This window comes from Pseudoalteromonas xiamenensis (assembly GCF_017638925.1).
Classification (GTDB): domain Bacteria; phylum Pseudomonadota; class Gammaproteobacteria; order Enterobacterales; family Alteromonadaceae; genus Pseudoalteromonas; species Pseudoalteromonas xiamenensis.
Genome location: NZ_CP072135.1, coordinates 83,783 through 107,699, shown reverse-complemented (window position 1 = coordinate 107,699; position 23,917 = coordinate 83,783). Strand labels below are relative to the sequence as shown.

General features: G+C 43.1%; 18 protein-coding genes and 3 pseudogenes. 8 read left to right on the top strand and 13 right to left on the bottom strand.

Translation table 11 applies throughout. From position 1 onward, the window contains the following. Positions 1-62 precede the first annotated feature (62 nt). The 7 genes and pseudogenes from J5O05_RS18225 to J5O05_RS18195 all read right to left on the bottom strand — a co-directional run bounded on the left by J5O05_RS18225 (position 63) and on the right by J5O05_RS18195 (position 6,812). Positions 63-1,043, bottom strand: coding sequence for an L-threonylcarbamoyladenylate synthase (locus J5O05_RS18225; RefSeq protein ID WP_208845049.1), 981 nt, complete (start codon positions 1,041-1,043; stop codon positions 63-65). Positions 1,044-1,230: 187 nt separating this feature from the next. Then, a complete protein-coding gene (locus J5O05_RS18220) occupies positions 1,231-1,965 on the bottom strand; it encodes a substrate-binding periplasmic protein (protein ID WP_244370155.1) in 735 nt (244 codons plus the stop codon). A gap of 27 nt (positions 1,966-1,992) precedes the next feature. Beyond that, positions 1,993-2,880 carry a hypothetical protein gene (locus J5O05_RS18215; protein ID WP_208845047.1) on the bottom strand — a complete coding sequence of 296 codons (888 nt, stop codon included), beginning with the start codon at positions 2,878-2,880 and terminating at the stop codon, positions 1,993-1,995. 46 nt (positions 2,881-2,926) lie between these two features. After that, a complete protein-coding gene (locus J5O05_RS18210) occupies positions 2,927-3,667 on the bottom strand; it encodes a ferredoxin--NADP reductase (protein ID WP_208845046.1) in 741 nt (246 codons plus the stop codon). A gap of 54 nt (positions 3,668-3,721) precedes the next feature. Further along, positions 3,722-4,594 carry a tetratricopeptide repeat protein gene (locus J5O05_RS18205; protein WP_208845045.1) on the bottom strand — a complete coding sequence of 291 codons (873 nt, stop codon included), beginning with the start codon at positions 4,592-4,594 and terminating at the stop codon, positions 3,722-3,724. A gap of 284 nt (positions 4,595-4,878) precedes the next feature. Continuing rightward, a complete protein-coding gene (gene deoD / locus J5O05_RS18200; RefSeq protein ID WP_208845044.1) occupies positions 4,879-5,580 on the bottom strand; it encodes a purine-nucleoside phosphorylase in 702 nt (233 codons plus the stop codon). 16 nt (positions 5,581-5,596) lie between these two features. Beyond that, a pseudogene (locus J5O05_RS18195) lies at positions 5,597-6,812 on the bottom strand (phosphopentomutase). 289 nt (positions 6,813-7,101) lie between these two features. On the opposite strand from J5O05_RS18195, the gene udk reads away from it, so the two are divergent. The 3 genes and pseudogenes from udk (at position 7,102) to J5O05_RS18180 (ending at position 9,822) form a co-directional block, all read left to right on the top strand. Beyond that, positions 7,102-7,731 (top strand): uridine kinase, encoded by a 630-nt coding sequence (gene udk / locus J5O05_RS18190; RefSeq protein WP_208845043.1) that lies wholly within the window; start codon positions 7,102-7,104, stop codon positions 7,729-7,731. 17 nt (positions 7,732-7,748) lie between these two features. Beyond that, positions 7,749-8,973, top strand: a pseudogene (locus tag J5O05_RS18185) (NupC/NupG family nucleoside CNT transporter). A 327-nt stretch (positions 8,974-9,300) separates the two neighbouring features. Next, the gene (locus J5O05_RS18180) at positions 9,301-9,822 is read left to right on the top strand and encodes a dienelactone hydrolase family protein (protein WP_208845042.1); all 522 of its coding nucleotides are present in this window, start codon (positions 9,301-9,303) and stop codon (positions 9,820-9,822) included. Positions 9,823-9,875: 53 nt separating this feature from the next. Here the strand turns inward: J5O05_RS18180 and J5O05_RS18175 are convergent, their stop codons facing one another. The 4 genes from J5O05_RS18175 to J5O05_RS18160 form a co-directional block, all read right to left on the bottom strand. Then, on the bottom strand, positions 9,876-10,127 hold the full coding sequence (locus J5O05_RS18175) for a DUF2999 family protein (protein ID WP_208845041.1): 252 nt from the start codon (positions 10,125-10,127) through the stop codon (positions 9,876-9,878). Positions 10,128-10,203: 76 nt separating this feature from the next. Beyond that, positions 10,204-11,088 carry a DMT family transporter gene (locus tag J5O05_RS18170; RefSeq protein ID WP_208845040.1) on the bottom strand — a complete coding sequence of 295 codons (885 nt, stop codon included), beginning with the start codon at positions 11,086-11,088 and terminating at the stop codon, positions 10,204-10,206. A gap of 226 nt (positions 11,089-11,314) precedes the next feature. After that, a complete protein-coding gene (locus J5O05_RS18165) occupies positions 11,315-12,490 on the bottom strand; it encodes an RsmB/NOP family class I SAM-dependent RNA methyltransferase (protein ID WP_208845039.1) in 1,176 nt (391 codons plus the stop codon). A 185-nt stretch (positions 12,491-12,675) separates the two neighbouring features. Continuing rightward, entirely contained in the window at positions 12,676-14,121 is a 1,446-nt protein-coding gene (locus tag J5O05_RS18160) for a chitinase (RefSeq protein ID WP_208845038.1), read from the bottom strand. A gap of 203 nt (positions 14,122-14,324) precedes the next feature. Between J5O05_RS18160 and J5O05_RS18155 the strand changes: the two genes are divergently transcribed. From J5O05_RS18155 to J5O05_RS18140, 4 genes are all read left to right on the top strand, one after another. Next, the gene (locus tag J5O05_RS18155; protein WP_208845037.1) at positions 14,325-14,894 is read left to right on the top strand and encodes a GNAT family N-acetyltransferase; all 570 of its coding nucleotides are present in this window, start codon (positions 14,325-14,327) and stop codon (positions 14,892-14,894) included. Continuing rightward, entirely contained in the window at positions 14,894-16,231 is a 1,338-nt protein-coding gene (locus J5O05_RS18150; RefSeq protein ID WP_208845036.1) for an NAD(P)/FAD-dependent oxidoreductase, read from the top strand. The genes J5O05_RS18155 and J5O05_RS18150 overlap by 1 nt, the downstream gene beginning before the upstream one ends. A 111-nt stretch (positions 16,232-16,342) precedes the next feature. Next, positions 16,343-17,533: a sugar ABC transporter substrate-binding protein gene (locus J5O05_RS18145; RefSeq protein WP_208845035.1), complete on the top strand. Its 1,191-nt coding sequence runs from the start codon at positions 16,343-16,345 to the stop codon at positions 17,531-17,533. After that, positions 17,508-19,679: an ATP-binding protein gene (locus tag J5O05_RS18140; RefSeq protein ID WP_208845034.1), complete on the top strand. Its 2,172-nt coding sequence runs from the start codon at positions 17,508-17,510 to the stop codon at positions 19,677-19,679. Before J5O05_RS18145 ends, J5O05_RS18140 begins: the two co-directional genes overlap by 26 nt. Positions 19,680-19,845: 166 nt before the next feature. Here J5O05_RS18140 and J5O05_RS18135 read toward each other — a convergent pair. Both J5O05_RS18135 and J5O05_RS18130 read right to left on the bottom strand, forming a co-directional pair. Continuing rightward, positions 19,846-21,874 (bottom strand): annotated as a pseudogene (locus J5O05_RS18135) (S9 family peptidase). 93 nt (positions 21,875-21,967) lie between these two features. After that, the gene (locus J5O05_RS18130; RefSeq protein ID WP_208845033.1) at positions 21,968-22,399 is read right to left on the bottom strand and encodes a GFA family protein; all 432 of its coding nucleotides are present in this window, start codon (positions 22,397-22,399) and stop codon (positions 21,968-21,970) included. A gap of 107 nt (positions 22,400-22,506) precedes the next feature. Here J5O05_RS18130 and J5O05_RS18125 point away from each other — a divergent pair, with 107 nt between their 5' ends. Further along, positions 22,507-23,877 (top strand): flavohemoglobin expression-modulating QEGLA motif protein, encoded by a 1,371-nt coding sequence (locus J5O05_RS18125; RefSeq protein WP_208845032.1) that lies wholly within the window; start codon positions 22,507-22,509, stop codon positions 23,875-23,877. The last annotated feature ends 40 nt before the right edge of the window (positions 23,878-23,917 follow it).

The window sequence follows — 23,917 nt, the reverse complement described above, 5'->3', positions numbered from 1 at the left end:
TATAGGAATATGACCGCTTCATCCAAATAGCAAGTTTGCTTACTTACCAAAAGCGTCTTGATTTAGCTAAGTTCTGTTACGGCTCTAGATAGCCTATCTTGTACATCCGCCCACTCGTCATTCGCTGGCGGTAATTCCAACCAAATTTCGGTTACCTCAGCTTGATCAAGCGTAAACAGGCCATAATATAAACCTTTCGCATAATCTGCTTTGTTATCTGCCAGTTTAAGCGAGACAACTTTGGTGTGGCTTATTGCTTCATTCAAGGATTCGTTAAAGTACAAAACAGCCGTATTTTCACCTGCACTTAAAAGACGTGACTGCAAATCCGCGGTTGAAAAAGCATACAACGGTTTATTCGGCTGATAGTGTGCTTTTACATTACCGGATACAGCAACATTGTGCTTTTTTGGCATGTCGACAGGCACACCCAAAACAGATTCAATCTGCGTTTTGCTTATTGGACCTGCGCGCAGAATTCGAGGTGTCGATGAAGTTAAATCCACAATGGTCGATTCTAGTCCCACTTCGCAGGGACCACCATCGAGTACAGCAGCTATCTTGCCTGAAAGTCCAAATAACACTTGTTCCGCCGTGGTTGGGCTTATTTTTTTATAGGGATTCGCAGAAGGTGCAGCGAGGCCTGTATCCAGTTCATTTAACAACGCCAGCATCAAAGGATGAGCAGGACAACGAAGACCCACACTTGGATGACCTCCTGTCACCACGTCACTGACCGTCTCTTGTTTTTCAAGGATCAAAGTCAATGGGCCAGGCCAAAAAGCTTCAGCAAGCAGCAATGCGGTGTCTGGTACCGTTTTCGCCCAGTCACTGAGTTTGGATGCGTGAGCTATATGCACGATGAGTGGATGGTCAGCAGGTCGACCCTTTGCTGCAAAGATTTTTGCAACAGCATGAGGTTGACGTGCATCCGCAGCAAGCCCATAAACTGTTTCTGTTGGCACGGCCACGAGTTCGCCTTGCTCAAGCAACTTTGCAGCAATTGAAACGGATTTTTCATCAACTAATTTATCTGTGTGCACAACAGTAACCTTTGCTTATAACCTTCGAAGAAACCGCGCTCAATTGCAATCCACCAATAGGCGCGAAATAGCCGCGTATTATAGCGAAAAACTTCAAATTGGAGCAATAAAGTAGAACGCTTTATCGGCGGCTTGTCAGAGGTCATTTGTTAAACAGCGATCAACGCTCCGTGTCACCGTTAAATAATTAAGGCTGCACTACCGAGGGGTCTTTATTGTCTTCTTCAAGCGCTTTTAACACGATGTTGATTAAAGCTGGGTCAGAATCTAAATTGAAGGCGAAACAAGCCCTGTTGGTATCAACTTCTTTTATTTCAATTCCTCGCTCGACTAAATCATAAGGCATCCCGATATGTTTAAGCGCTTCAAACATCGTATATTCAGTCGTCATGGTGAGATCAACTCGACCTGCCAACAATTTTCTTGGAATTGCGGAGGCATCCGCTGCAACATCTAAGTTTTTGCCTGCTTCAAAACCTTGGTTCACTAAAAAATCGTGTCCAACAGAGCCTCTAACTGTTGACGTGATGTATTGTTTTGCATCTTCCAACGTTCTGATTTTAATGTCTTTGCGAGACTTTAACGTGAAAACATACTCCTTGACTGGTTGTAGTAAAGGACATCCCCAATGAAACCAAGACTCTCGCTCAGGCGTACGGAAGATTGAGTAAATAAGAGTATTCGGCTTTTGTCGCGCTATTTTCAACGCACGTACCCAAGGATAGACCTGCATCTCATATTCGACCCCAGCCTTATCGAGGACCCGTTTTACTTTCTCCGTTGCACCACCTATCAATGTACCGTTTTCATCCAAATAATTGTAGGGACGCCACTCTTCCGTGACGACTTCTAAACGGGGTAACGCATCCGCAGTTGAACACAACAGGATAAAGCTGAGAAAAACAAGGAGAAAACGCATCATTGGTGTCCTCATTTCACTAAATTGCTTTTAGTGCTTGGGTTTTTGCCCAATCACTTTCATCTGTAATTCGCGGATCTGGTCAATGTCGACTTTATTAGGCAATAAAGGATTCGGTAAAAAAATAAGATTCCGCTTTTTTACATAAGCCTGTTCAAACGCCTTCTTGTGATGGTCAAATTTAAAAAACAGCTCTTCAAGACTGCCATCTTCAATAGCGGTTTTAAGTCCTTTTTCCAGTCTCGTTTGCAATTCGAAATTATCGTTTGCAACATAAAAATACATAACGGCTGGGTAAATTAAAGCTAAATGCTCATCCACAACAAGGTTATCGAATTCGCTTCGTTCGAGTTCACTGTATATTTCCGTTATTCCTCGCGGAAAGTAATAGTTCGTTGCGGTGCTAAGTAAATGGTAAAAGTCGCGTTCTGGATGAGAAGCATCCGTCACAATGCCATTTTGCTTCAGTATTTCAGTATCGGGCCAATCCACACCACTTAGGGCCGAATACTCGTTTAACCCGACAATATCTTTTATCTGACCAAATCGCGCGGCGGATTGTTTGTTAATTGCCATCAAACGAATACCATAACTTCCAAACGCTAAGGGGACTGGGACTGGTCTTGCAAAGGTTTCTCGAATTGACGATGCCATCGTCCAAAACACATCTATTCGTCCTAATGATAACTCCACAAAATGGCGTTTTTGAGTAATAGGAATATCAATGGGCTGAAGGATATAGTCACCAAATTCTCGCTGACTTTTTTGTAGCGCAAGGTCTAATACGGCAATGAAATAGCGGTTGTTCGGATTTTTTCTAAGGCCTGACGCATCGACAAACCGAACAATGTCAGTACCTGCATAAACAAACTGACTTAACAAAACAAGGCAGACACCACAAAACCACTTTAGTGACATAATAATTTATTATTAAAAACAAACCTTGCCTAACTATAGATGATGTTTACCAATATTGCTCAACGGTAATATGCCCGGGTGAGGCTCTACGATTTCGTTGTAAACCACGGCTATTTAAAAGCGCTGTTGTATCCTTAACCATTTGTGGATTGCCGCATATCATCACTTGGCTGATGCTTGGATTGAGCGCAAGACCAGTAAAACTCTCAAGCTCACCTTCGTCTAACAATTTGGTGATGCGTCCACTTAAGCCTATGGTTGAGTTCTCTCGGGAAACGACAGGGACATACTGAAAGCCTGTTTGTACCGCTTTAATATCAGCGATTAAACTTTGATAAGTCAAATCGATATTGTGTCGTACCCCATGAACTAACACCACGTAGTTAAATTTATCCCAGACCCTTTCATCAGCTAATATAGACAAAAATGGTCCTATCGCAGTCCCCGTGCTCAGCATCCATAACTGTTCGCTTTTAGGCACTTCATCAAGGGTAAAATAACCTGAGGGTTGGCTATCAACCCAAATGTCATCGCCAACTTTAAGCGTTGCGAGTGGAGGCGTTAGCTCACCGTCTTCGACTTCTATAAGATAAAATTCATGATAGGCAGCATGAGGCGGGTTAACAAAAGAATACGCTCGCGCAATCCGTTTACCGTCAACTTCCAATGCAAGCTTGGTGAATTGACCAGCAGTAAATGGCTGAATTTTCGCATCTACTTTGATGGAGAACAGTTTATCAGTCCACCAAACCACGTCTACTACCTTTCCCTTTTCCCAGTTAGCCATGCTTGATCCCTTTTCTTTTAATTCCTTTTAAACTAGGAACAAAGCAACATTTTGTCAATTTGAGGGACTACACCAACGTTTTCCCAATTGAACCGGCAACTGATACTGCGTTTTATTTGAAACAGAAGGTTTGATGGATAAATGAAGCCGCTCTATCAGTTCAGCAACTTCATCTTGATAATCTGCTTCCATGACAGCCGTAATATCAAGAAACGCCTTTTCAAATTGTGTTTGAGTAATTCTTTGGCGTTGAAATTGCGCAGACACATGCATGAGATCTATCCAGTTACGCCCAAACAACTCTACATTTTCTATGATGTCACCGTGTAATGCGTTGTAAAACCGGTCATAAGTTATCCAATCTGAAGACAATAAAGCGGCGAAAAGAATGTTGTGTTTTACCTTGATAGCACCTGTCATGTCTTCCTCACTTTGATAAAAAGACAAAGAGCGCAGGTATGCTTTAATTGCTTCGGCGTAGCGAGATTCAAAAAAGAGGATGTTACCTTCAAGCATTCGCTTTACCCCCTTACCACGACTACCAATCTTAGATTCATCGATTGAATCGAGCAGCGCTAGAGCTTCGCTAAACTTCTTCTGTTTTATGTAAACGATCACCGTGTTCACATTCAGCTTGATTGCGTTTTCAGGTGATGGGTCAAGCCGTTTTGCACATTCATAGTGCCAAAGTGTTTGGTCGAGTTGCTCGTTATAAATATAAATACCGCCTAATGCGAGTAGTGCATTGGCTTTTATTTCCCCATTTAGCTCATCAAATTTAGCGTCTGTCATTGCCTGTGTTATTTTAGGGATGTCTTCTAATCGGTTGGCTCGATAGGCTGCAATCAGCGCTAAGCGATGTATCGCTATCGCTCCTTCACTCTCATTTTCATCAATGCGTTTCACAAGACGTTCGTACTCCATCATCGCTTCACTCGGGCTGGTGTAAACGAGCCTCTTTAAAATGAGCCATGTCACTGTGTGATACATGTGCCGAAAGATTAATAGCAAACGTCAATAAAAGCGGAAGCGACATAAATAACCATGAACTAAACAGGGTTATTTCATCTTAGCGTGGATTGAAGACAAAAAAAAGCCACACGATGTGCGGCTTTTTGGGGTGTGATTCGCGTTGTTTTAGGCGTGTCTCCAAAACTCTGCGATTACGTTACCAAGGAACAGTGTCGTTTTGCTGTGCAAAACCAAGACCGTTAGATTGACTCTAATGCAATCTTAACCATCTCATTAAATGTACTTTGACGTTCTTCAGCTGGTGTTGCTTCGCCTGTAATTACGTGGTCGCTTACAGTAAACAAAGCCATTGCTTTGGCACCATATTCAGCTGCGACACCGTAAAGACCCGCCGTTTCCATATCTACGGCCATAACGCCTAGTTTATCTAGTTGTTGGTAGAACGAGCCATCAGCTTGATAGAAAGTGTCCGTTGTAAACACGTTACCTACTTTCGCCTCAATACCTAAACGACGCGTCGCGTTCACGCCATTTTCAAGCAAACCGAAATCGGCAATGGCTGCAAAATCGTAACCACGAACACGTGCGCGGTTTACGTTCGAATCCGTGCTTGCACCTTGTGCGAAGATAACGTCACGAATTTTAACGTCTTGGCTAATACCACCACATGTGCCGATGCGGATAAGGTTTTTCACGCCATACGTTGCAATGAGTTCACGAGCATAGATAGACATTGATGGAATACCCATACCTGAACCCATCAAGCTCACTGGCTTACCATTGTAAGTACCTGTAAAACCAAACATGTTGCGTACGCCGGTCACTTGACGAGCATCTTCCAAAAAGTTCTCCGCAATATATTTCGCGCGTAATGGATCACCAGGCATCAATACTGTTTCAGCAAAATCACCTAGATTCGCGTTAATATGAGGCGTACTCATTGTTCGTTTCCTTTAATTAAGCTTTCTTTAGTAAAGGTGCAAAACCTTCACCGTATTCAAGCGCAGATAAATTAAACCACTGGGCAAGGGTTTGACCTATGTCTGCAAATGTTTCTCTTTCACCGAGTGCTACTGGCTGCATCCCTTTCACATAGGCCACTACTGGTACGTACTCTCGAGTGTGATCTGTACCAGCCGCCGTTGGGTCGCAACCGTGGTCAGCAGTAATAATGAGTAGATCATCATCTCTCATCTTGCCAAGTATAGTCGGTAAATAGTCATCGAACGTTTTTAATGCTTCGGCATAACCTACAGCATTACGGCGGTGACCGAATTTTTCATCAAAATCAACAAGGTTTGTAAATATGATGGCATTGTCTGTAATCAAGTCCATCACTTCACTGGTTTTCGCAAGTAAGTTTTCGAGACCCGGCGCCTTGAACTTTTGCGTAATCCCTTGATGAGCATAGATATCGGAAATCTTTCCGATACTAACTACTTCGCCACCGGCTTCTGCCAGTTTATCCAACACCGTAGGTGCAGGAGGCAATACTGAGAAATCTCGGCGATTACCTGTACGTGCGAAGTCCGCTTTGCTCGAACCTAAAAAAGGCCGCGCTATCACTCGTCCTATATTTAAATCATCAAGCAGCGCCCGTGCGATTTCGCATACTTGATAAAGTTTTTCCAGTCCGAATGTTTCTTCATGCGCGGCCACTTGAAAAACGCTATCAACAGAGGTGTAGCAAATAGGCATGCCTGTTTTTACATGCTCCTCACCTAGCTGTTCTAGAATTGTTGTACCTGATGCATGACAATTTCCTAAGATCCCAGGAATGCCTGCTCGTTTACACAATTCGTCAACGAATTCTTGTGGGAAACAAGGTGTCGTGTTAGGGAAATACCCCCAATCAATCAGTACTGGTACACCTGCCATTTCCCAATGACCTGATGGTGTATCTTTACCGCTTGAGAGGCTCTTTCGCGTAGCCATACGCTCCGATTGGCGCTTGTCTATCTGAAATCTCACACGTTTCTTTTCCAGCAGCTTCACATGCATCCATCAAACCTAAACGGCTTAAATTTGGCAGCGAAAGTGCGACTTGTTTCTCTGCTTTATACGCAGCTAATAAATGAGCAAGTGTATTGGCACCTACGTCACCAAACTGTTCGGCATCTGGTGCAGCCCCTATACCCAAGCTGTCCGCCATTAGAATGATTGCTCTAGCCATACCTTACCTCTTGCTGCGAATTCAGTGTTCAGTCTTTTCACTGCAACTCCGATGTTGGATACTTTATTGATACGTAAATTTATCGTACAGGACATAAGTCCTCCGTAATAAAAGCATAATAAAATTCAATTAACCCTTGTACCTAGTGATTTGTCCACAGCGGACATAAGTCCTGTTTCACATCAAATAAACTCGTTAAATTTGCTCCCTAAGCGAGGCAAAAGAGATTATTCGTGTCTTTTTTGTTATTGTGATCTCCATCAAGAACAACTGCTGGGTGTGAACTTTAGTGACACGAACTATTATAGCCATAGCTGGCGCTTCTGCGTCGGGCAAATCCTTGTTTAGTCAAACGATCTACAATGAACTAGTTGCGGAGCTGGAATCAGGCGCAATTGCCGTTATTGAAGAAGATGCCTATTATAAAGATCAGTCGCATCTGCCGTTTGAACATCGTACTCAAACGAATTACGACCATCCCGATGCATTCGAGCATGATTTGCTGCGTCAGCACCTAGAACAGCTGCGTTTAGGTCAATCCGTTGAAGTACCAACGTATGACTATACTCAGCACACGCGCAGTAACAAGACACGTACAGTAAACCCGGCAAAAATTTTAATTGTCGAGGGCATTCTGTTATTAAGTGATCCTGCGTTGAGTGAAGTGTTCGACATAAAAGTATTTATTGATACGCCTTTAGACATCTGTCTTCTACGTCGAATGCAGCGAGACATTGAGCAGCGAGGGCGCAGTATTGCATCTGTGGTTGATCAATATCAGGCAACAGTACGCCCGATGTTTTATCAATTTATTGAGCCTTCAAAGCATAATGCTGACCTGGTCGTAACCCGTGGTGGTATGAATCGCGTTGCGATTGATATTATTAAAAGTAAAATAAAATATTTACTGCAAGAATAAAACGGGAACTATTCAGCATGACAACAATAATGAGCCTAGTGGGCATGGCAGTGCTCCTTGGCATCGCTTTTACGGCGTCCACAAATCGTAAAGCGATTAACCTACGCACCGTTGGTGGTGCGTTTTTAATGCAAGTGTTTATCGGTGGCTTTGTCCTCTTTTTTGAAGCCGGTAAAAACACACTTGCAGCAATGTCGAGTGGTGTTTCAGCCGTAATCGGTTATGCCAACGACGGTATCGGATTCTTGTTTGGCGCTTTGAGCAAACAAGACGCGTTAGGATTTATTTTCGCGGTACAAGTTTTACCTGTCATTGTGTTCTTCTCAGCGTTAGTCGCTGTGTTGTATCACTTGGGAATTATGAATTGGATAATCAAAATTCTCGGTGGCGGATTGCAAAAACTATTGAATACGTCTCGTCCAGAGTCACTTTCAGCGACAGCGAATATCTTTGTTGGTCAAACTGAAGCGCCTTTAATTGTAAAGCCGTTTATTCCAACAATGACTAAGTCTGAACTTTTCGCCGTAATGGTGGGTGGTTTAGCAACAGTAGCGGGTTCTGTTATGGCAGGCTACGTCACAATTGGTGTTGAACTTAAATTCCTCATTGCGGCAAGTTTTATGGCAGCACCAGGTGGTTTCTTAATGGCTAAAATGATTGTGCCAGAAACGGAGAAACCAAAAGAGAATTTAGCGGAAGTCGATAGCGGTGACGACAAACCCGTCAATGTTATCGATGCTGCAGCAGCAGGGGCTTCAAGTGGTATGCACCTTGCGTTAAATGTTGGCGCAATGTTACTTGCATTCGTCGCACTAATCGCACTGCTAAATGGCATGTTAGGTGGTATTGGTGGTTGGTTTGGACACCCAACACTAACATTGCAAGAAATTTTAGGGTACGTTTTTGCTCCAGTTGCTTGGGTCATCGGCGTTCCATGGTCAGAAGCCCAGATTGCTGGCAGCTTCATCGGCCAAAAACTAGTAGTTAACGAATTTGTTGCCTACTTAGACTTTATTAATTATCGCGATACGTTAAGCGAGCACACACAAGCGATTGTCACATTCGCGTTATGTGGATTTGCTAACTTATCATCGATAGCTATTTTACTAGGCGGACTGGGCGGTATGGCGCCAAGTCGTAGAAAGGATATCGCGCGCTTAGGAACTCAGAGCAGTGTTGGCAGGGTCAATGGCTAACCTCATGAGTGCCGCAATTGCAGGTTTCTTCCTCTCGCTAGCTTAGAAACTTAACGAGATAAGCCACGTAGTTGCAAAACAATTGGTTGGTTGCTTTAAGGGGTTAAAGTGACCACACTAACTTGAACGATACTTCACCAAAGGGCCGCAAGGCCCTTTTATCGTTTCTGCACTCTGAACATTCCTTTTTTTATTGATTTGTTGTGCCACCGCTTTCACATAAGCTCTAATTGCAACCCCCCCGAATCAACTCACCTACTCCACACCGACTTGTTTGTAACCTTAAAAGACACGTAAAATAGCGTGCCATCCGACATCGAAATTGGGAATAAAGCACCCAAAGCCCAATTCATAGCGCGACCAAAGGACAGACATGAATTACATTATTTTATCGGACATACATGGCGACACGAGTTACTTGAGACAATTTGGAGAAAGATTGCAAGGTCGGGTTGAGTATCTCACCCCCTATTCGCGAATTGATTTGAACACCAAACTACCATCAGAATCCCAATACGAGTTTTTTAAACGCGTTTCCTCTTTAGATGTTTACTTTGAATCAGCATTAAACAAATTAAAACAAAGTCACAGTCCAGTTAGCGTAATTGGATTTAGTGTCGGTGCGACAGTGGCTTGGCGTTTAGCAGCGCTAGACCTGCCTACATTGAATCAGTGCATTGGTGTGTTTGGTTCGAGAATTCGAGATTACCTTTACATTAAACCGGTAAAGCCCACCGTTCTCCTCTTCTCAAACGAAGAACATTATTTTTCTACCGATGTTTTAGAGTCTAACTTGGTTAAAAAGTTACAACTTGCAATGCCACATGACGACATCAAAACTATTGCCGACGACGGTATTTTATCAAAAACCATCTTTAGCGTTGTAAAACGTTAAACAGCAAGGCAAAAAAATGGCCACTTTCGGTGGCCATTTCTCGTTTTAAACGACTATTTTTGTAGCTTCGCTTTGGCTTCTTCTACTTTAGAAAAGTCCAATCCAAGTTCGTTAACGGCATCTTTGATGAGTGCCGGGTTTTGCATCACCATCATCATCAACTGCTGAAGTTTTTCTTGTGGGATCCCGAGTTGTTGAATAACGCCCATGGCCATCAACGGATTTGCGGTAAGCGTTTCAAACAAAGACTGGATCTGTTCGTCGCTAATGTTGTGCTCTTTTAAAAGGGCTAAAATTGGGTTCATTTCGATTCCTTTAACTGAAAGCCGACTTCATATGAAGTGAATTTACCGGCAACCAAAGTAATTGTTATCATCTATTTTACGATACTCGTTGCCGCCAAGGCAAAAACTGCTGCACTTTCACACCAGTCACAAGCATAACACCCATTATAACTAATACCGCACCGATTAATGTATTTGGCCCGATAGGCTCATTTAAGAACATATGACCCCACATAATACCAAACAGTGGAATTAAAAACGTAACCGTAAGAGCTTGTGCAGCGCCCATCAAATCAATGAGCTTAAAGTATAAAATGTACGCAACTCCAGTACAGATCACACCAAGCGCAATCACCGCCCAAAGTACCGTGTTTGCCTCTGTTGCAGTGGGTATCGGTTGTACAAATAACACAGGAATAACAAGAAAAGTTGATGCCCAAAGGTTACCGTGTGCATTATCGAAGGCCCCAACTTTGGGCGCAATTTTTGTGTAATTTGATGCGATACCATAGCTTAATGTCGCACCAAGTGCGGCCAAGATAGGTAATAGTTCGGAGAAGCTGGGCATACTTTGCAAGTCGACCAACGCAGCAACCCCTAACAATCCACACAAACACCCAAGCAACGTGCGTGCACTGATGTCTTGCTTGAGCCAAACTGACGCAACAATAACTCCCCAGAAAGGTGCTGTGGAATTTAAGACCGACAACACAGAAGCACTTACGTATTGTGCGGCATAGGCAAATAGCAGAAACGGAAGTGCAGAATTAAAAAGCCCCAGAATTAAATAATGTTTAGTCAAACCTTTGTGATTAATCGCCCGTCTAGTTATTAATGCAATGATAGTGAGCGTTAACGCAGCAAATAGTACTCGAAGCTCAATTAAGTATGCTGGACCGAGACTTGGTACTGCAATTCGCATAAAAAGAAACGAACCACCCCAAATCGCCCCGAGTAAAACAAGAATGATAAATCCTAACATTGTTTACTTATCCCAAATAATTTCAGACACACTATGACAGGCATGAGAAATTCAAACAAGCCACTTTTGGCACTTGAAGTGAGGTATCGAAAGAATTGCGAGTTGAACGCATAGGAGTACAAGCAAAATAAGATGCGATGCAAAGAATAAGCAAGATTAGGCAATCAAAAAAGGCACAAATCTATGTGCCTTTTTCATTCTGTATACTTGGTTTAAGAACCCGATTTTACTCAGCGCGCTCAAGCACCGCAGCGTAAAATCCATCACCCTCTGTATTCACGCCAGGTAATAATTTCATTTCTTCAGCAAGCTTAAAATTCGCATTATTTGCTAAAAAGGCTTCGACTTGTGCACGGTTTTCTTCTGGTAAAATGGAGCACGTAGCATAAACCAACTTTCCACCTACTTTACACATTTGGCTATATCGCTGCAGGATTTCACTCTGCAGTTGAGTCAGCTCGAGTAATCCTTGTTCAGATAAATTCCATTTTGCATCTGGATTACGTTTAAATACACCAGAACCTGTACATGGCACGTCGAGCAATACACGATCGAACTTATCCTTTAGCCTTTTTACTGTCTTACTGTTTTTGATCACGCGAGTTTCAATCATGTGAATGCCGGCACGTTTGGCTCTTTTTTTCAGCGTTTGTAACTTATGCTCGTGTATGTCCATTGCAAGAACATACCCTTTATTATTCATCAGAGCGGCTAAATGCAAGCTTTTACCACCCGAACCGCTACACGCATCAACCACGCGCAGGCCCGGACGAACGTCTAGTAATGGCGCAATACGTTGTGAACCTACATCTTGCATCTCAAACCAACCATCTTGGAAGGCTTTAGTTTTGAAGATATTCGCACCTGAATCTACGAGTAACGCATCATCGCCCTCAAGCGTTGTTTGCGTGCGCTCTAATTCCAACTTTTGTTGTAACTCAGCTGCAGAGCCTTTCAACGTGTTACAACGCAAATAGGTATTTGGACGAGAGTTCATCGCTTTTGCGATAGCTGGCCACTTTTCTCCATATTCCGCTTTTGCTTTTTCATGAAGCCATTCAGGGTAACTCAAAAACGCAGATTCACTGGCATCTGCTAAATTTGCTTCAATTCGCTCTACCGTGATGTCTTCGACTTCATCGTAATCTGGCAATGCTTTACCATTCAAAAGCTGAAAAGCAGCCCACATAGCCCAAAGTGAATTTGAGCCAACGGCGGCTTCTAATTTGCGCTTTTGCGACAACATTCCATAACACGTCGTAACGTACTCACCTCGCTCCGCACCATTCCATTCAGGATGATTTCTAAGCGTAGTTTCAATCAGTTTATCTGCGTAAATTTGGTCGGATTCAACGGTAGCAAGTGTTGATAGGATTTGCTCGATTAAGTAGCGATTTGACAATGTGGGACTCTCTGGCGTAGTGCAAAGTGTAAATTGTATATCGACACCCAGAAACCGCAAAGTGGTTTTCACATTTTGAGCAATTCAATACATACACAGAACATATTATGTTGCCTGCCCGCGCAACCTTGAGAAGCCAAAGCTCCTTTGCTTTGGCTTCTCACGCTTTTCTTAAGTTAACTCACTTATTCAGCAACCACTTCCCAAGGACCCCATTGCACTCCAGGTTGCTCACCTTTCGTCCACCACTTTGCTTGGAACAGTTGATTGTTAAAACTAACTTTGTCGCCTTTTGAATAGGCTTTTTCAGCGTTCCACGCGGCAACACCACCAACAGGAGGCTCTTCTTTTGGCGGCTTGATGCTGTCCACCACCGTTACCGTTGGCCAGTTCGCATGAGATTTATAGAAGTTGGTGACACATTTTTCGTAGTCCCCTGGGACTAACGCAGAATATGCCGTTTGATAGCCCACAAGTTTACACTCAAAGGAATAACCTCCTGGACGATCAGCATAATAACCCCAATCCCCTTCCCAGTTTGTGTAAAGCACGTCCGTAGCACCATTCAAGTTTAAACTACCGTAGGGTGTTTGTTGCCAACACGTGTTTTCCTCATCTGTTTCGATTGGGATAGCGTAGTAATTCGCCAGTCCTTCCCAATACCTAATGCGATTTACTGGCTGGCCTTTTGTGCGATTTTGTTCGCCACATTCGATGCCACCATTGATAATGTTGATTGTAGTGCCGAATCCGTGCCCAATGTTTGCATTCAGTTCGCGAGCCGAAGGCACCCAAGTGCGGTCAATAACGTGTAACATTGCGGGCTTTGGTGCTTGAGGTGTTAAGAAAAACCAAATAGCAGAAGCCAAATTGAGCCATGAATCCGCAACTAGCCCAGGATTGTTCAATAGCACCGTCGCATCGCCATCGAACATCGCTTCAGAAAATGCACCGTAGTTAAAATGATAAGACAATTGCTTCGCACCACGACCAAAATATCCTTCCCCGGCTTTGCATGGCCAGCGGCGATTTTGCCAATCATCTTGACCACAACCTGTCGTGTACCCTGCTTGGCCCTCTTTCCAACCCATTTCACGCACATGCACTAACGCTTGTTGCCACTCTTCCAAACCTTGTGGATTATCAGACACGTTATCTTTTGCAATGTGACCCCCTGTCTCCTGCGAGAAGTGTGCAAACGCCGTGACGATAGATTTCTTACAAATTGCGTCTGCGTTACGTCCATCGGTATAGTCGCCACAAAATGCAGGAAACTTACCTACAGCTTTTAAAAAGCGCTCATAGGTGTATTCGGGTGCCGCCATTTGTGTTAAGAAATCCCATTCCATTTGACCAAATACACGTTCCACTCGCTTAACGTTTGCCGGATTGGTTGAAGCACCAATTGTTATTTGATCAACAACCGCATTACTTGCTGTTTTTAATGCATTGGCCCAAACCGCGTACATAGGGTTGAGGGTTTTATCTTTTTCAGCTTGTTGCACTTCTTCTCGAGAAAGTAAGTAAGCGCCCGCATTATCTGGATCTGGTTGAGGATGCATTGCAAGTGCTTGAAAGCTCCCGCAAAGTAACGACGATGCAACTAGCATCGATAGTTTCGTCTTTATCATTTTGTCTTTTTCCTTACATGTTGTTTTTGAGTATTTATTATTACAATCGATTCACATTATTAACTTTATGACATCGCTGTCAAATCCAACCAGTTCAGGTACAGACCTAAAATCAGCAATAAATTAGTACCCATTTAAGGTTAACTGAATGATTTGTATTAAAAATAAGAGTAAGGTTGGGATGGGTTAAAGAGGAAAAAATAATGCAAATAAAACCTTTAACAGAAAACTACTTCGATGAAGTCATTTTACTCGCGAATTTGGTGCATGGAGATAACTATCTCGACATGGACGGCTTACTCGACATGATCCGAAAGGGAACAAAATCCGGTCTGAATGCCTGTTTTGTCGCCGTGGATGATAACGACAAAATCATCGGTTTTAGAACAACCTACGCGGCGACGCAGTGGTCGATAGACAAATGGTGTACTCCAGATAAATGGCCAGTGAATAACGACCTGATGGCGTATTTTAAATGTTCCGCGATTGCCCCTGAAGCACAAGGGCAAGGTATAGGACCCAAGCTACTCGAAGCCTCTATTGATGTACTAAAACAGCAAGGAGCAAAAGCCGGACTTGCTCATTTGTGGATGCAAAGTCCAGGTAATGCTGCGGTGAAATACTTTACCAAAGCCGGTGGGGTTTTAATCAATACGCATCATGACCGATGGCTGCCATTGTGTCTGGAAGACGGTTACGTATGCACCATTTGTGGTAATGAATGTCATTGCCAGGCCGCTGAGATGGCGATTATTTTTGAGCAAAAACAATAATGAATAAGAATTACGATCCAATCTTTGCGAAACACTGCCAAGGCCAAGAATTTGCACCCAGTTATTGGGCGTCAACCATTCCTCTTCCCACGGACACTATCGCTTTGTCAACTTCACAGTCTTTTGATGTTGCCATCATTGGCGGTGGATTCAGCGGTCTGCTCACGGCTTACTATCTTGCAACCGAACATCACCTGGAATGCGCCGTTTTTGAAGCAAACCAAGTTGGGTTTGGCGCTAGTGCTCGTAATGCAGGGTTTGTGCTAAAAGGCTCTGGGCGACTTAGCTACGCACAAATGGCGCAAAAGTGGAATATCGATACCGCTAAAGCAATTTATCACGAGTTTTCAGAAGCGGTTTGCCGGGTTGAGTCTATTATAAAAACTCACCAAATCGACTGTGATCCACAGCCAAAAGGGTACATCAAAATTGCTCACAACCCACAAGCATTTGAAAACTTAAAAGCGCAAGCGGACTTTCTGAAATTACACTTAGGGAGTGATGCCGAGTTTCTGTCGATTGAAGAGTTAAAAGCAAATTACATGGATAACCAACAAGCATTCGGAGCACTTCGACTGCCAGATGGATTTGGTGTGAATCCATTAAAATTGCTACTGGGTTATCGCAGCTTAGCGCAGTCTGTTGGCGTTAAAATTTTTGAACACACTCTTGTTACTGATGTTCATGATGCAAGCACAGGAGTCACTTTTCGGGCAAATGACCAAACAGTATCCGCTAAAAAACTCGTAATTACAGGCAATGCTTATAACAGCAAAAATACGCATTCAATCATCAACAATCGTTACTTACCCATATTAAGTAGTGTGATGGTCACGAAACCACTAACTCAAGCCGAGTTAGAATCCTGTGGTCTTAAGACGAATCAAGTAACCATGGATACGAGGACGTTAAAGTACTACTACCGATTACTGCCAGATAATCGTTTACTTTTCGGCGGACGAGGGGCAATTTTTGCCAAAGATAGAGATAAGCCTTTTTACCTTAATAACCTAAAGCGGGGTTTAAGAGAATGCTTTCCATCCTTGGGCGATAAAGACCATGAATATTATTGGCATGGTTACATCGCTGCAGCAATGGATGATATGCCGCACGTAAATGTGGTTGGCAATGTGGGCTACATTTTAGGTTATTGCGGCGCAGGTGTGTCGTTCAGCGCGCAAGCAGCCTACCGCTTAGCGCAGCAACTTGCTGGCGTTGACGTCCCCAACGTACCGTTATACAACACGGGTTTACCTTATCTGCCTTTTCCTGCACTAAGGCGATTTGGTCAATGGGGTTATTATCAATTCGCTCAGATAAAAGACCAGTATTTTTAGCCCCAATTGATAAAAACCAAATATGAATTCAACAAATTAATAACTTTGGTCGGTTGTGCTTTTTGTTCCCTTTGCTATACCTTAAAGCACAACTTGCCAGTGACGGCGGCTATGTTTAACGTACTTAAAAAATCAATTACGCTGTTGGCGTTAGTTATCTCAGTAGTTAGCAATGCTTTTGCAAATAGTGCTAGTTTGTCTGTTGCAGTCGGCATTGAAAATTATGATTTCAAACCATTTTTTAATGAATTCACGCACAAAACAGGCATCCAAATTGAAGTGATGGCCTTTGAAAATAACGAACTAAAATCCCAACTGCTACAAAAAGCCAATTCCGCTTCGTTACCGGATGTCGTCATTGTTCCCTCTGATTATTTGGGTTTAGAGCAACTGCAATTTTCAACGATTCCAGACAACTGGCTAAATCAGGCACTTAATCCCAAAGCGCGAGAAAGTACAAAACATGGTTCTGGTTACAAGGGGATCCCTTTTATCTTTGGCAATCATCTGCTGCTGTATTACAACAAAAAGTGGATTAAGGAACCACCGAGGACATGGACTGAACTATTTAATCTTGCGCCAAAATTACCACTAGGTAAGGAGCTTATTGCTTGGAACTACTTTGAAATGTATTGGTTTGCGGCATTTTATAACTCCTTTGATGAGCCACTAATCCGCGCTGGGTATGCCACTATTGATCCAGAAGCGATGATCTCAAGCCTACTGATGTATGATGAGCTGAAACAAAAATCCCATTTAGACATTGAATGTAATTACAGCTGTATGGTGGAAAAATTTGAATCAGGAAATGTCGCCATGGTGATTAATGGCTCATGGATATTCAATAAATGGATGGACAAAATGGGCGAAGACATTGGCGTCGCGAATTTACCCGCATATCATACAAGACCCATGCGCTCGTTCTATTCTCCTCATGTTATTGCTTTTCCTAATGAGGGCATTGAGGGCAAAAAGAAAGCATTACTCAAGGCCTTTTCTCAGTTTATACAATCTTCTCAAGTTCAAAATCAGGTCTGGGCGCGCCTTCATACTTTACCGGTTCGACAAGACACACTAGATAAATTGTCCCATAATGACAGCAATTTACAATTGCTCATCGATGGCTTAGAGAATACAGTAGCCTTACCAAATGATACGGCTATGGCGTATGTGTGGGAAGCCATGCTGAAAGGGATCACCCGATATGAAGCTGGAATTATGAATGCAGCCCAAGCAGCGGATTACATGCAGTACGTTACAAACAAGTCAATAAACCATGCAAAACAAAAGCATAGCAACTGAGTTTAAGCTGAAAATAGGCGGATTTATATTACTGCTCTTTACCGCGGAGATATTCTATTTTGCTTATGCTTCCTACAAACAAGCAGAAGACGTTGCCATTGAAAACGTCTCTCGGCGCGCCTATGGTCTTAAGTACGATATTAAAAACCAAATTACCGAGCTGAGTTATTTGCTCGTCCCGTTGATGGACAACAAAGTTCTCGCAGATTCGCCCAATAATTTGCTCTATACCCAATTTGCTTTAAAACAGCTTACCGATCTGGTTAAAGACAATAGCCTGGTAAAAAGTGCCTTTATTGCTGATGGTTCGCCTTACATTACCGATGGTTATCCATTGCATACCCTACGCTGGGGCATTACTGAAATCTCGCAGCTCAGCGAAGACATTATTTTGTCAAAAAAGCCTAACTTAGGTATTCGTGCCATCATTTTCCCACCTCAACAATTACAAGATGCCAATTCTGAAAATGGAAAATTGCTGTTTGTTATCCCGCTTCGTGAAGCGCTTCAATCGCTCGTACGGCCTTATCGTTATACAGGCGCTCTATTCGTTGAAGTCGATTTGGATGCTGTTATTGCAAATGCCTCGCATGAAAAAAGCAACCTAAGCGAACACTTAACCATCGAATCAAACCAGCAAGTGTGGTTTGAAAAAGGCAAGCCATTTACCGACAGTTTTTCGCAATCCATCAGTCTTTTTGAAAATACAGATAATACTTGGCCGAACGCCACGATTAATGTGCAACATTCAAAAAGTATTTATACTGAACGCTTTGTACATTCTCTTTACTTAACGGTATTCATCAGCATCATTGATTTGTTGCTTGTTGTATGGTTTTTGAATTACTTCGGTCGACGTTTAATCCAGCCATTGAAACGCTTAGAAAAGCAATGTCACGATTTTTCCACTGGCAACTTTAAGAAATCGCAAGATGCTGTGCATTTTAGTGAACTGCAAACTTTGCAAGATACCTTCAATGACATGGCCGACAAGCTTGATGAACATGTATCGAATTTAAGGCTGGCAAAACAAAAGGCCGAACTTTCTGAGCAAGCGAAATCACTGTTCTTAGCGAACATGAGCCACGAAATTCGCACACCGATGAATGGAATTTTGGGCACATTTCAACTGCTTGCTGAGGTTGAACACGATCCGGAAAATAAAGAACTCGTCGATACAGGTCTGGTTTCAGCCAAATCGTTATTACATTTACTCAACGACATTTTAGACTTTTCCAAAATGGAAGCAGGGAAGTTATCATTTGAATACGTTGTCTATGATTTAAAACTCCTTTTCGAAGAGGTGTGCATCGAGTTCAAGGACGTTTCTAAAAACAAACAAGTTCCAATCAAGCTAAATGTCGATGAAGACTTTGAAGTTTTACGCAAAGTTGACACACTTAGGATAAAACAAATTCTTCGGAATCTCTTATCTAACGCCCTGAAGTTCACGCACGAAGGTGACGTCAGAATTTCACTCAAGGGCACAGAAGAAAAAGTAGAATTCTCGATACAAGATTCTGGCATCGGGATGTCTGAAGCTCAGCTCGGACGATTATTTAATCGATTTTCGCAGGCAGACACGTCTACCACTCGAAAATATGGCGGCACAGGCCTTGGTCTTTCTATCATCAAGCAACTTATTGAACTGATGAATGGCGAAGTAACGGTGCAAAGTGAAGAAGGTAAAGGGACGACGTTTAAAGTATGCCTGCCATTCAAACGCGAAACTCAACAAGTTAAAAAAATAGCTGATGCAGTTGTTCCTCCAGACTTAACAGGAAAAACGCTGTTACTCGCGGAAGATAACAGAATCAACCAAACCGTATTCTGCGCAATGGTCAAAAAGACAGGAGCGGAGATTTTGATTGCCAATGACGGTGTAGAAGCCGTTGCTATCGCCCAAAAATATTATGTTGATGCTATTTTCATGGACATACAAATGCCGAATTTGGACGGTGTTGGCGCGTGTAACCAACTTATCGAACAAGGCTTCAAGAAACCGATTATTGCATTAACCGCAAACGTTATGGCGAAAGACGTCGAGTATTATTTAAACAATCACTTTGCAGACTGCGTTGGTAAGCCAATCGAGATACAAGCACTCTATAAATCTATCTATAGTCATATTCCGACAAGCTCTTAAAGCACCACACGGCTTTTGGCGTCATTCGTCTGAGTTAATTGGTCATCTAGGAATAGATTCACCAAAGGATTACGAGGCTCATCATTTGAAAAGTGTCAACGCTAATTAGGATGGGTCACATAAATCAAAAAAGGGCTTCCGTGTGAAGCCCTTTTGTTTTGAACGACTACTGTTCTTTTTTCGTTTGGTGCTTTTCAAACCACCACAAAATATATTCAACTTTCGTCAGAAGATTTGATGGACGCGCAGTAATGCCGTGTGAAGCATCTGGGATACGGACCATTGCACTTTCTACGCCTTGTAGTTTCAGCGCTTGATAGAATTGTTCTGTTTCCGATATCGGCGTTCGGTAGTCCGACTCTCCAGTCAGTAGCATTGTCGGTGTCTTTACATTGCCTACATAGCTGATTGGCGAACGCTTCATATAGTGTTCCATGTGATCCCAAGGTTTACCTGGGAACCAATAATCACTAAAGAATGGGTATGCGTCTGCCGTCAGTACAAATGAATACCAGTTAATTACTGGTTTTGCGACCACCGCTGCAGCAAAGCGATCGGTATGCCCTACCGTCCAAGCAGTTAGCACGCCACCACCCGATCCACCTGTTACAAACAGTTTGTCTTTATCTATAAACCCTTTAGCTAACATGGTGTCAACACCCGTCATTAGATCATCAAAATCATTGCTTGGGTAGTTATGGTGGATTGTTTGCGCAAACTTCTTGCCATATGAATCACTTCCTCGAGGATTCATATACAGTACAACGTAGCCTTTTGCTGCCATTAACTGAAGTTCAGAAGCAAAATGAGGTCCGTAGTTAGCGACTGGCCCACCATGGATCTCTAGAATCATGGGGTATTTTTTGGTTGCGTCGAACTCGGGTGGATAAACAACCCAGCCTTGAATATCCAGTCCATCGAATTTGGATTTCACCCAAATTTCTTCAACGTTGCCAAGCGTAATGTCAGCAAGTGCATCGTCGTTCAAGTGCGTAAGGCGCTTAACTTCACCTTTGTCAACAACAGCGATATCAGCAGGACGCTGTGTATCGGCTAGCGTAATCGCAACTATACCACGGTCACTGACATCAAAGTCACCGCCAGAATAAGGTCTTCCAAAGGATGTGCTGCCTATCTGTTTTGTTACAACAGAGAACTTACCTTTTAGCTTTTGTACGCCTAGAGACGTTTGCCCTTCTGTATCATATTCAAGGTAAACAGCATTACTGTTCCCCGCCCATTTAAGTCGACTGAAGTTTCGGTCTAGTTCTTCACCGTAAGCTTCTGTTTCACCAGACTTTAAATCCATTACATACAATAGATTGTTTTCATAGTTTGTTTGTTTGTCATCATGCCCTAAATAGGCTAGGTAGCGCCCATTTGGTGATACTTCAGGGTAACGATCTGAACTTCAAACGCGACGTAATCGCGGTAATTTCCTTTGAATCCATATCAAGCGAGTAGATTTCGTCGTTTGTTGGTTTTAACGCGTTATTTTCACGTCGATTCGCACTGAAATAGAGCGTTTTACCGTCTCGACTAAAACTGACCTTACCACCGTGGTCATAGTCACCAGAGGTCAATTGTCTCGCATTTCCACCATCCGCACTAATCCAGAATAAATGCTCAAAACCTTGGTCTAGATAACCCATTCCATCTACACGATAATAAACATCGTCTATAAACACGGCTGGTTTCGCCCACGTAGCCCCTTCTGGCTTACCCGCTACATGAACGGGTGTTTTACTCGCCTTAGGTACGAACATACTAAACACAAGACCAGTTCCATCAGGCGTCCAAGTGACTTTTCCCGGTGATTGTGTAAGATTCGTTAGCTTTGCAACTGCGTTGGTTTTCAGCCATTTAATGTACACTTGTGGGCTTCCATCGCGTGTCGAAATAAACGCTAGTTTATCCCCTTTTGGTGATAAAACCGGTGCGAAATCTCGGTGCACGCCCGACGTCACAGGCAGCATTTCACCGCTGGTATTATCCACTGACCAAATATTACCGACTTTCTTATCCGTTTTGATGTCCATCCGATTGCGAACGAAATAAGTCGTTTTACCATCATTACTAATGTCGACTTGGCTTGCGTACTCGAGATCAAATACATTAATCGGCTTCAGCGACTCTGCTTGTGTAGTGAAACTACACGCAGCACTGACGAGCGCCAAGGTAAATAGACGTTTCATTGTTCTATCCTGCTTGTTATTGTTGATGTTATCTAACTACCTATTTACTTTTCACACCAGCTATTTGCGATGTAAACAAGAAATTATAGTGTTTCAAAATTTGTCTGGATAACGTTCAAATGTGGGTAGCTCGAAAATACATTCTGTCCATTTTGCTTTTGAGTCCGTAAATATGCGGTCATCAGGGTCAAACGCAATCTCATCGACCAAAGAACCCGCAGGAACAACAAGGAACGTACCGGCTTTATTTAAATACGGTACTGCGCCTGCGCAATTCTGGCAAAACTGCTTTGCAAATGACTTTGCCTGTGCGAGTTCAAAACGTTTAATTTGCTCCTCACCACAGACCCATTTAATTGCTTCAGGCTTTGTAAACACGTTCGCCGCATGCGCTGACCCCGTGCTGTGACGACATCGACTGCAATAGCATAAATGAAAGGAAGAAGCTTCGCCGTTCAATTCATATTTGACTTGCCCGCAAAGACACTGGCCGCGTGTTGCGTTAAACACTTTTAAGTTATCCATAATGTTCCTACTATGTATTTATCTGACCAAAACGATTGATTATTTTTGCTATTCAATTACTTGGTTATGACTTACATTTAAGATAATTACAATGCTGAGTTTATCGAATGCCGAGCAATCCGACCGCTTATCAACAAAACCTTAAAACACTTTCAGACCGTCTAGTTGCAATTCAACAGCCAATTCGAATTCTAGATGCCATAAAATGGCCCCCACATTGGCGTGAAGAGTTTTTTGCGAAAGGGGAGAAAACACCGCCACCTGCTGACAAAGCGTATTACCAGTCAATTCCATTAGACTTTGACTTAAATACAGTTAAAGGTGAGTTGAAAAGCTTATTAGCGGACATAAAAAAAACGCTAGGTAAAAAAGATGCGCTCGGATTGATATTGCAAGACACAACACAGCAGTACTTGCAGGTCATGGACTTAATTAAGGACCGGGGCACCACTGGGTTTATCGATCACAGTCGCGCATTATATGGGTCCGCGCACGACCATTTGATTGGCGATCGCCGTTCGCTAAAAGAGGTGGGGGAACATCTTTGTGGCATTTTCCACTTACCCGCAGCAAAACACATTTCGTTCGCCCAACCGAAATTGTACGATGCACCGAAAAGCGTCGAGATCCTGCAAAGTAAATTGGATACCTACTTCACCCGTCATAATGTTCAAGTCAAGCTATCTGATGGCATAGTGTCGGATGCTGCTGCCGGTGGTGACAGCATTAAACTCAACTCCCGCTCGTCATTTTCAGATCGAGATTTACGCGTGCTGGAGGTGCATGAAGGCTGGGTCCATGTTGGTACAACCTTGAACGGTCGCGCTCAACCTTATGCTACGTGGCTTGGTGTGGGGTCTCCGCGCATCGCCGCACACCAAGAGGGGCTTGCCGTGCTTATGGAAACACTCACCTTCGCTAGTTTTCCAGCCAGAGCAAGAAGGATCAGTGACCGTGTTACTGCTATCCACATGGCAGAAGAAGGTGCAGACTTTTTAGATGTTTACCGTCACTTTGTGAACGTTGGACTCAGTAAAAATGACAGTTACGCCGTTGCTCAGCGTGTATTCCGAGGCGGTAGAGTCGATGGCGGTTCGGCCTTTACGAAAGATCTCTCGTACGTCAGAGGTTTCGTTGAGAACCTCAATTTTATTCACAGCGCCATTTCTGCAGGCCGCCCAGAACTCATTCCAATGTTGTTTGTTGGTAAATTGAATTTACACGATATTCCGGCTCTCTATGGCGCCTATTTAGATGGGACAATTGAGGCGCCAATGTATGTTCCAGATATGTTTAGCGATTTGAACGGACTCTATGTCTGGTTTGGGTTTGCAAACGGCATGCATTTAATTGACATGAAACGAGTGCAAAATCACTTTATTGACTTGTTTAAAGATATACCTAAAGTGTGTCCAACGACGATGAGTCTCAACGGCGGTTCAAGATATCGAATGGTAAGCGCATGTTTTGTCGGATGAGAAGGCGCTTTTCTTATCCGACGCTTAAACGTGTTCTTGA